This is a genomic window from Streptomyces laculatispora (assembly GCF_017353455.1).
GTDB lineage: Bacteria > Actinomycetota > Actinomycetes > Streptomycetales > Streptomycetaceae > Streptomyces > Streptomyces laculatispora.
This window is the reverse complement of sequence record NZ_JAFMPZ010000270.1, coordinates 1-6,675: the sequence shown is the minus strand read 5'-3', so window position 1 is coordinate 6,675 and position 6,675 is coordinate 1. Positions and strand designations below refer to the sequence as shown.

At 71.8% G+C, this 6,675-nt stretch carries 8 protein-coding genes and 1 pseudogene; 3 read left to right on the top strand and 6 right to left on the bottom strand.

The window, feature by feature from the left end; translation table 11 throughout:
• The 3 genes and pseudogenes from J1C73_RS14990 to sigE form a co-directional block, all read right to left on the bottom strand.
• Window positions 1-399, bottom strand: a pseudogene (locus J1C73_RS14990) (protease); the annotation flags it as partial.
• A 110-nt stretch (window positions 400-509) separates the two neighbouring features.
• Window positions 510-1,493: a zf-HC2 domain-containing protein gene (locus tag J1C73_RS14985; protein ID WP_207316811.1), complete on the bottom strand. Its 984-nt coding sequence runs from the start codon at window positions 1,491-1,493 to the stop codon at window positions 510-512.
• Complete coding sequence (gene sigE, locus J1C73_RS14980; RefSeq protein ID WP_207316810.1) at window positions 1,490-2,251, bottom strand: RNA polymerase sigma factor SigE; 762 nt, start codon at window positions 2,249-2,251, stop codon at window positions 1,490-1,492. Before sigE ends, J1C73_RS14985 begins: the two co-directional genes overlap by 4 nt.
• A 182-nt stretch (window positions 2,252-2,433) precedes the next feature.
• Here sigE and J1C73_RS14975 point away from each other — a divergent pair, with 182 nt between their 5' ends.
• The gene (locus J1C73_RS14975; protein WP_207316809.1) at window positions 2,434-3,099 is read left to right on the top strand and encodes an O-methyltransferase; all 666 of its coding nucleotides are present in this window, start codon (window positions 2,434-2,436) and stop codon (window positions 3,097-3,099) included.
• Window positions 3,100-3,207: 108 nt separating this feature from the next.
• On the opposite strand, the gene J1C73_RS14970 is transcribed toward J1C73_RS14975, so the two are convergent.
• On the bottom strand, window positions 3,208-3,375 hold the full coding sequence (locus tag J1C73_RS14970; protein ID WP_003966491.1) for a DUF3117 domain-containing protein: 168 nt from the start codon (window positions 3,373-3,375) through the stop codon (window positions 3,208-3,210).
• Between the two features lie 313 nt (window positions 3,376-3,688).
• Between J1C73_RS14970 and chcB the strand changes: the two genes are divergently transcribed.
• On the top strand, window positions 3,689-4,492 hold the full coding sequence (chcB, locus tag J1C73_RS14965; RefSeq protein ID WP_123461473.1) for a 2-cyclohexenylcarbonyl CoA isomerase: 804 nt from the start codon (window positions 3,689-3,691) through the stop codon (window positions 4,490-4,492).
• 29 nt (window positions 4,493-4,521) lie between these two features.
• Here chcB and J1C73_RS14960 read toward each other — a convergent pair whose 3' ends face one another.
• On the bottom strand, window positions 4,522-5,109 hold the full coding sequence (locus tag J1C73_RS14960; protein ID WP_242644189.1) for a DNA-3-methyladenine glycosylase I: 588 nt from the start codon (window positions 5,107-5,109) through the stop codon (window positions 4,522-4,524).
• Window positions 5,106-5,564, bottom strand: a complete 459-nt coding sequence (locus tag J1C73_RS14955; RefSeq protein ID WP_207316808.1) for a hypothetical protein — start codon at window positions 5,562-5,564, stop codon at window positions 5,106-5,108. The genes J1C73_RS14960 and J1C73_RS14955 overlap by 4 nt, the downstream gene beginning before the upstream one ends.
• A 172-nt stretch (window positions 5,565-5,736) precedes the next feature.
• On the opposite strand from J1C73_RS14955, the gene folP reads away from it, so the two are divergent.
• Window positions 5,737-6,609 carry a dihydropteroate synthase gene (folP, locus tag J1C73_RS14950; RefSeq protein ID WP_123461471.1) on the top strand — a complete coding sequence of 291 codons (873 nt, stop codon included), beginning with the start codon at window positions 5,737-5,739 and terminating at the stop codon, window positions 6,607-6,609.
• Window positions 6,610-6,675 lie beyond the last annotated feature (66 nt).

Here is a 6,675-nt window from a genome sequence, read left to right as displayed (position 1 = left end):
ATGTGCAGCGGCCGGCGGGGCGGGGGCCGTCGTGATGCCTGAGCCGTTCGTCCCCGCGTAGGGCGGCGGTACGGGGGTGCCGTGCGCCGGTGTCGGGACCGGCCGCTGCACATGGGGTGCGAGTGCCCAGGGACCGGGGCCGCCGTAGGGCGGGGTGCTGTACTGGTCGGGCTCGTGGAGCGGCCGGGCGGCCTGCGGCACGGTCTCGGCCGTCAGGGTCTCGGCCGTCACAGGCCCCTCCGGCGCCACTTCCGCCCCGTCACTCGCTCCGGTCGCGTCCACCGGGGGCACCGCGTCCTCGACGGGCGACGGCTCCTGAGGCGCTGTGCTCGTGCTGCGCCCCGCCGTGGGCCGGCTCCACCACTTCGCCTTCGGCTCGGTGGGCTTCCCGTCGTCCATGCTCTCCCCGCAACTGCCGCAACTGGCTCTGCACGCCCCGCAGGGGGCGTCCCTCCCGGAAATCCTGCCGGAATTCAACCAGGTTTACGCAGGCCCTGTGCGGACCCGCGTCAGCGACGAGGGAGGAGCGGCAGTCCCTGATTGGCGCGAACCGGCAGTCCGGCGGCCGATGTGGGGGTCCGGGACGGCTCCGGGGAGGCCGTGGAAATTCCGCTGCCGAGGGCCTTGGCGAACAGCGGGCTGGTGCCGTCGGGACGTATCAGCGAAGGCCCGGACACATTGGTCTGGACGGGAAGCGCGTACCGGCTGCCGGTGAAGCTGCCGGTGCCGAGCAGGGGGGACGCCGAGGAGAACGCCAACGGCGCGGCGTTCATCGTGAGGGACACCGGGCGGTCGCCGGCGCCGGCCGCTGCGAGCGCGCCGTAGCCGCCGCCGCGGCGGCTGACGGTGACCCCGCTCTCCGCACGCGCGTCGGCTCCCAGCGGTGTCACGCTGCCCGAGCCGTCGGCCCGGGTCGGGGAATCGGGCCCGGCGTCCGTCGGGAGGGCGCCGCCCAGGGCGATGGCGGCCAGGGAGACGGCGCTGGCAGCGGCGAACGCGAACCTGCGGCCCCGCCAGGGCGATCGGTCGGCCTCACGGCTGACCTCGTGAATCCGGAACGCGGGCCGGGCCGGGCCGGTCGGAAGGACCGCGGCCGAACCGTGCGCGGTCGGGAGGTAACCGAATCCGTCCAGCGGAGAGCCGCCCGCGGACGAATCCACCCGGCCGCCGGGAGGCTGCATCACGGGGAAGACCCCGTCACCGAAACGGCCTGAGCCGCCCATCGGTCTTCCCGGCCTGCCGTCGTCACCACCCGGTCCACCGGGAAGGCCCTGCAACCGGGCAAGGAAGCCCTCGGAGGGAGAGGGTGGGGCCGACTGGGCGAAGACACTCTTCAGGCGCCGCTGGGCGGCAGCCTCGGCCTTGCACTTGGCGCAGGTCGCGAGGTGGGCGAGCACCCGGTCACGGACGTCGTGTTTGAGCTCCCCGTCGACAAGCGCGGCGAGCCGGTCCCCCAGGTGTTGTTCCGCGGAGGTCGGACCTGTGCCACTCACGCCGCTCCGCCCTCCCCTGCCGCAAGGACACCCGTCAGCGAGCGCTGCTCGGCACGGGCCTCGGGCGAACGGTGCTGCAGCGCCTTGCGCAGGTGCGAGCGCCCGCGGTGGATACGGCTGCGTACGGTGCCGAGCTTCACGCCGAGTGTCGCGGCGATCTCCTCGTACGAAAGGCCCTCGATGTCGCAGAGCACGACCGCGGCCCGGAACTCGGGCGCAAGGGTGTCCAGCGCCTGCTGGACGTCCGCGTCGAAGTGGGTGTCGTTGAAAACCTGCTGCGGCGACGGCTCACGGCTGGGCAGCCGCTCGGCCGCGTCGTCGCCGAGGGAGTCGAAGCGGATGCGCTGCTTACGACGCACCATGTCCAGGAACAGATTGGTCGTGATGCGGTGCAGCCAGCCCTCGAAGGTGCCGGGCGTGTAGGTCGACAGCGAACGGAAGACCCGGACGAAGACCTCCTGAGTGAGGTCCTCGGCGTCGTGCTGGTTTCCCGTCAGTCGGTAGGCAAGGCGGTAGACACGACCGCTGTGCGTGCTGACGATCTCTTCCCATGAGGGCGGCGTCCACGCCTGGGAATGCGCATCCGAGGCGAAGGTCGCAGTCGTTGCGGAGTCGTTGGAAGAACGGTCAGCAGTGTTGGTCACGGATTTCGGCTCACCCGCCGACCTGAGAAAGCGCCACAGCACTCCTCCCCGATCCACAGGCGCAGCCGCACCTCCCCTGTCGGCTCTGGTGGTGTCCAGTGGAGCCCCTACCATAGCCACCTCGCCCGTTAGCTCCGGATAAGCCTTTTTCCTGCTGGGGCCGGGGACAGCCCCGGGAACCGCCTGCCCATGATCCCCGGGCCCGATCCGCGGGCCCGATCCACGCGCTTTCCCCTGCCCTTCCATAACGCCTGGTCCCATCTGCGGGTTCCCGGGTGCAGCGGATACAGTCACCGTTGCGCCAACTACGGGGACAGGAGAGGGCCATCACAGCCAACCGGCAGACGAGCTGGGCGTTCGCCGACGCCTTTGTCGCCGAGGACGAAGCACTGCGCTGGGCCCGGGACCGGGCCCGGGACGTGGGGCTCCGCTCGGTGTCACCAGGCACCGGCGCAGCGCTGCGCCTGCTCGCTGCCACGACGGACGCCAAAGCGGTCGCCGAAATCGGCACGGGTACGGGCGTGTCCGGCATCTATCTGCTGCACGGCATGCGGCCCGACGGGGTACTGACCACGGTCGACCCGGAACCCGAGCGCCAGCAGTTCGCCCGTGAGGCCTTCCGGGCGGCGGGCTTCGCCGCCAACCGGGCCCGCTTCATCCCCGGCCGTGCCCTGGACGTACTCCCCCGGCTGGCGGACGGCGGATACGACCTCGTCTTCTGCGACGGCGACCGGATGGAGAGCCTGGACTGCCTCGCTGAATCGTTGCGCCTGCTGCGACCCGGCGGTCTGGTGTGCTTCGAGGGCGTCTTCGCGGACGGCCGTACGGTCGACTCCGCGCCCCAGCCCGCGGAGGTGCTGCGCCTGCGCGAGCTGCTGCGCGCGGTCCGCGAGAGCCAGGAACTGATGTCGACGCTGCTGCCGGTGGGCGACGGACTGCTCTGCGCGGTACGGCGGGGCTAGCCCCGCCTCTCCCCGGTCACCACCGGCGCTTCCTCACAGGTCACCGAACGCACTGCTGCCCGGCACGGAATCCGTGCCGGGCAGCAGTGAAGTGTGGGCGCCTCTGCGTCAGCCGACGACCTTCTTGAGGGCATCGCCCAGCGCATCGGCCTCGTCCGGAGTCAGCTCCACGACAAGCCGACCGCCGCCTTCGAGCGGAACGCGCATGACGATGCCCCGCCCCTCCTTTGTCACCTCGAGCGGGCCGTCGCCCGTCCGCGGCTTCATGGCCGCCATGCTCGTTCCCCTTCCTGAAACCAGCTCATCGCAACCGGCGGCCCCATGACAGGCGCTGCCTCACCGGCATCGAACACATTGCTTCCAGGCCATTATCCCGCATCAGAGACCCTGATGACCAACATCGCTCTGCATCGCTTGCGCAACGCGCTCACTCAAAACCACCCAATTCGGCGAACCGACTGCGATACTCCGTCCCCCTTACCCCTCCATCGGGGCGGAATTGTTAGACGCAGGTCACATGTTCCCCTTCGCCGAAGTCGGCCATGCTTGCCTCGACAGACTTTGGACGAGGCGCAAAAGGGGACCCCACATGGCCGACGCCGTGCTCTGCGAAGTGAACGACGGGCTCGCGACGATCACGATCAACCGTCCCGACGCGATGAACGCGATGAACACCGCGACCAAGGTGGCGCTGCGTGACGCCCTGATGTCGGCCGCCGCCGATCCCGCCGTGCGGGCGGTGCTGCTCACCGCGGCCGGCGGACGCGCGTTCTGTGTCGGCCAGGACCTCAAGGAGCACGTCGCCAAGCTGGCGGAAGCCCGTGAGGCGGGCGGCGGCAACGCGCTCAGCACCGTGCGGGAGCACTACAACCCCATCGTCCGGGCCATCACCGGGATGCCGAAGCCCGTTGTGGCCGGGATCAACGGGGTAGCGGCCGGCGCGGGGTTCGGTTTCGCCCTCGCCTGCGACTACCGGGTGGCCGCCGACACCGCGTCGTTCAACACCTCGTTCGCCGGGGTCGCGCTCACGGCCGACTCGGGCGTCTCCTGGACGCTGCCCCGGCTGATCGGCCAGAGCCGCGCCGCCGACCTGCTGCTCTTCCCGCGCTCGATTTCCGCGAGTGACGCCCACGACCTGGGCATCGTGAACAAATTGGTACCTTCCGCCGACCTCGCCACCGAGGCCGCCGCGGTGGCCCGCGCGCTGGCGGACGGCCCGACGGTGGCCTACGCGGCGCTCAAGGAGTCCCTCGCGTACGGGGCCGGTCACACCCTCGGCGAGGCGCTGGAGAAGGAGGACGAACTCCAGACACGGGCGGGCGCGTCTCAGGACCACGCGATCGCGGTGCAGGCCTTCCTCGACAAGGAGCGGCCCAAGTACCTGGGGCAGTAGCCGCTCCCCGGCCCTGAGCCGCCCCGGCCCTACGCCTCGGTGCCGCGTGCCACGCAGTCGGCGAGGTGGTCGTCGACCAGCCCGCACGCCTGCATCAGGGCGTAGGCGGTGGTCGGACCGATGAAGCGCAGTCCGCGCTTCTTGAGGTCCTTGGACAGCGCCGTGGACTCCGCGGTGACCGCCGGGACGTCCCCGAGTGTGCGCGGAACGGGCCGGGTGGCCGGGTCCGGGGCGTACGACCAGATCAGCTCGTCCAGCTCACCGCTGTGCCAGTCGGCCAGCATCCTCGCGTTGGCCAGGGTGGCGTCGATCTTCGCGCGGTTGCGGATGATGCCCGCGTCGGCGAGCAGCCGCTCCCGGTCCGCATCGGTGAACTTCGCCACGGCGGGGATGCTGAACCCGGCGAACGCGCCGCGGAAGCCTTCCCGGCGGCGCAGGATCGTCAGCCAGGACAGCCCGGACTGGAACGCCTCCAGGCACAGCCGCTCGAAGAGGGCGTCGTCGCCGTGGACCGGGCGGCCCCATTCCGTGTCGTGATAGGTGAGGTAGTCCTCGGTGGACAGGCCCCACGGGCAGCGCAGCCCGCCGTCCGCCGCCGCTTCGGCCCCGCCGCTCATCGCCCGTCCTCCTCGTCCGGCCGCGGCGTGCTCTGCGCTGACTGCGCCGACTCCGCTGACGGCTCCTGCGCCTGCCAGGGCTCCTGCCAGGGTCCCTGCCAAGGCGCCTGAGGTCGGTCCTGGGGCCCCTTGAGGAGGTCGGGACGGCCCGCCCTGGTGGCCTGTGCGCCCGCGAGCGCCGACTCCAGCTCCGCGATCCGCGCGTCCCGCTCGGCGAGCTCGGCTCCGAGCCGGCCCAGCGCCTCGTCGACATCCGTCATCCGGTAGCCGCGGGCGGTGACCGGCAGCCGGAGCGCCTCGACATCCGCGCGGCCGACCGGGCGCGTCGCGGGCAGCGGATCCGTCAGCTGCTCGGGCGCCACGTCCTGAAGGATGGCGCTCCTCCCTCCGCCGACCACCGCGAGAGTGACCGCGGCAACCACCACCACCATCGCGAGCAGCAAGAACCAGAACACGCGTATCTCCCCGGGAGCGGAATTTCGTCCGGGTCCGATCGTGCCATGCGGCACTGACGGCAAGTGCCTCGCCCGGCGCTCCTGACGGGCAATCCGTGCCGGGCGAGGCACTAGGGTCGCAGTCGGACTCGGCAGGTGATCTGCCGAGAGGATGCACAGGGAGAGACACGGGATGCGAAGCGGTGCGCTCAGGCTGGGGCGGCGCGAGTTCGGTGCGCACGAGCCGGTGATCATGGCGATCGTGAACCGCACCCCGGACTCCTTCTACGACCAGGGCGCGACCTTCCGTGACGAGCCGGCGCTCTCCCGCGTCGAGCAGGCGGTGGCGGACGGTGCCGCGATCATCGACATCGGCGGGGTGAAGGCGGGTCCCGGCGAAGAGGTCACCGCCGAGGAGGAGGCCCGCCGGACCGTCGGCTTCGTCGCCGAGGTGCGCCGGCGTCACCCGGACGTGGTGATCAGCGTCGACACCTGGCGCCACGACGTCGGCGAGGCGGTCTGCGAGGCCGGAGCCGACCTGCTGAACGACGCGTGGGGCGGCGTCGACCCGAAGCTCGCGGAGGTCGCCGCGCGGTACGGGGCGGGGCTGGTGTGCACGCACGCGGGCGGCGCCGAGCCGCGGACCCGGCCGCACCGGATCGGCTACGAGGACGTGCTGGCCGACATCCTGCGGGTGACCGTGGGGCTGGCCGAGCGGGCCGTGGACCTGGGGGTCCGGCCGGACGGGATCATGATCGACCCGGGTCACGACTTCGGGAAGAACACCCGCCACTCGCTGGAGGCGACGCGTCGTCTCGGCGAGATGACGGAGACGGGCTGGCCGGTGCTGGTCTCGCTGTCCAACAAGGACTTCGTGGGCGAGACGCTCGACCGCCCGGTGAAGGAACGCCTGATCGGCACGTTGGCGACGACCGCGGTGTCCGCGTGGCTGGGGGCGCGGGTGTACCGGGTGCACGAGGTGGCGGAGACGCGGGACGTCCTGGACATGGTGGCGACCATCGCCGGGCACCGGGCGCCCGCCGTGGCGCGGCGCGGGCTGGCGTAGCGGCGAGCGGTGGGAGGGTGCGCCTGCGGCGGGCCCCGCCCCCTCCCCGCCCCTGCCCGTGACAGG

Coding starts and splice junctions, on each gene's coding strand:
- sigE (WP_207316810.1), bottom strand. CDS start 2,251: ATGGTAGGGGCTCCACTGGACACCACCAGAGCCGACAGGGGAGGTGCG.
- J1C73_RS14970 (WP_003966491.1), bottom strand. CDS start 3,375: ATGGCGGCCATGAAGCCGCGGACGGGCGACGGCCCGCTCGAGGTGACA.
- chcB (WP_123461473.1), top strand. CDS start 3,689: ATGGCCGACGCCGTGCTCTGCGAAGTGAACGACGGGCTCGCGACGATC.
- J1C73_RS14960 (WP_242644189.1), bottom strand. CDS start 5,109: ATGAGCGGCGGGGCCGAAGCGGCGGCGGACGGCGGGCTGCGCTGCCCG.
- folP (WP_123461471.1), top strand. CDS start 5,737: ATGCGAAGCGGTGCGCTCAGGCTGGGGCGGCGCGAGTTCGGTGCGCAC.